This window comes from uncultured Mycobacterium sp. (genome assembly GCF_964249325.1).
GTDB lineage: Bacteria > Actinomycetota > Actinomycetes > Mycobacteriales > Mycobacteriaceae > Mycobacterium.
Genome location: NZ_CAXUCH010000178.1, coordinates 5315 through 6902, shown reverse-complemented (window position 1 = coordinate 6902; position 1588 = coordinate 5315). Strand labels below are relative to the sequence as shown.

Below are 1588 nucleotides of genomic sequence, written 5' to 3'. Positions count from 1 at the left end.
GACTCGATGCGGGCCGCCATCACCGAATCGGACAACGCGGCAGCCGAGTTGATCTGGGAGCAGCTGGGCGATCCGGTCACAGCAGCGCACAAAGTCGAAGCCGTCCTGAGCAGATACGGCGATCCGACGACCGTGGAGTGGCGAAAGCTGCGGCCGGAGTTCGCTGCGTTCGGCCAGACGATCTGGCCGCTGACCAACCAGGCCCGGTTCACTGCCGCGGCCGTATGCGACAGCGCCAATGCGCCGATCTTCATGCTGATGAGTCAAGTGGAGAAGGACCAGCGATGGGGGCTTGGGTTAATCCCGGACACCCAGTTCAAGGGTGGATGGGGGCCATCATCCACCGGTAGCTATCTGGTGCGACAGTTGGGAGTGCTAAAGACGCCGACCGGGCTGACCGCCGTCGCGGTGGCCACACAGCCGGCATCGGGATCATTCGGTGACGGCACTCAAGAACTCACCGAAGTTAGCAAGTGGTTGACTTCCCATGCGGCGGAATTGCCTGCCGGCCAATGTGATCAGTAGGGCTCTTATCGGTTGCCTGACCGGCCGGCCGCTGGTGTGAAGCCGATGCAGCCCGCGAGGAGCTATCTGCCTAGAACAGGTAGACGCGCGCGTTCTTCCCGCCCGTGCAGGTGATCCAATTATCGGACGGGTAAGCGACGCATTGCATGACGTAGTTCGAGCCGTCGCACAGCTCCCCCTCGGCGCTGGAGCACTGGACCGCCCCGGGCGCTGAGACGGTTCGCGCTTGGCGGCTGGCGTTGCCGTATCGGTCCCAGTAGGAAGTCAGCACGCTGGCGGCGAAAAAGCACGACGTCTCTTGTGTGCCGCGCCCGGCGTGGCTGCCCCACCCGCTGGCGTTATTCAGCGAGTACCCGAAGTCGCAACTCTCATGGCTGGGGGTGTTGTCTGGCCCGGTGATAAGGGGAGGGGTCACGGCGGTCGGCGGCGGGGGAGGCGCCAGCGTCGGCGCCTGCTGGAGCGTAGGTGGTGCCGAGCCTTGGTAGGAGGTCGGTGCCGCTGTGTCGCCGGTCGTCGGCGACGGGCTGGGCGCCGGGCCCCCTTTCTGGTTGACGAGCAAAACGATGATGACCCCGACCGCGCTTAGCAGCAACGTCGCGGCGACGCCGATCACTGTCGGTAAAAGCCAAGCGCGGGAAGGGTACTCGGGGCCTTGCTGATCGGTCCCAGCCGGCCCACCCATGCCAGGGCGCCACCGGGGGTCAAAGGGCACCGGGCCAGGCGGGGCTGCTGCCGCCGTAGGCCCCGCCATGCTGGTCCCCGCTGCCGCGGAGCGCGCATCGGCTCTCAGGGCGCGCAGGGCTGCGCGGCCCAAGGCGCCCGCACTGCCGTAGCGGTCGTCGGGTTCTTTGGCCATGCCGCGCGCGATGACGTCATCAAAAGATGCCGGCACTCGCGGATTTATTGCGCTGGGCCGCGGCGGTGGGGAGGAGAGGTGAGCTGCCATGGCTTGCTGGTGGCTGAGACCCGGAAACGGCGTGCTTCCTGTCAGCGCCTCGTGCAGCACGCAGGCCAGCGAGTAGACATCGACAGCGGGGGTCGTCTCCTGGTCGCTGAATCGTTC

Annotated in this window: 1 protein-coding gene and 1 pseudogene (1 of these 2 only partly in view); one reads left to right on the top strand and one right to left on the bottom strand. The window is 66.5% G+C overall.

Annotated elements, in window-relative coordinates; genetic code table 11:
- Window positions 1-6: 6 nt before the first annotated feature.
- On the top strand, window positions 7-525 hold the full coding sequence (locus ACFE99_RS18625) for a hypothetical protein (protein WP_375487845.1): 519 nt from the start codon (window positions 7-9) through the stop codon (window positions 523-525).
- 70 nt (window positions 526-595) lie between these two features.
- Here the strand turns inward: ACFE99_RS18625 and ACFE99_RS18620 are convergent.
- A pseudogene (locus ACFE99_RS18620) lies at window positions 596-1588 on the bottom strand (serine/threonine-protein kinase); it runs 470 nt beyond the window's last position.

Excerpts from the sequence above, each read along its gene's own strand:
- ACFE99_RS18625 (WP_375487845.1), top strand. The coding sequence starts at position 7 with ATGCGGGCCGCCATCACCGAATCGGACAACGCGGCAGCCGAGTTGATC.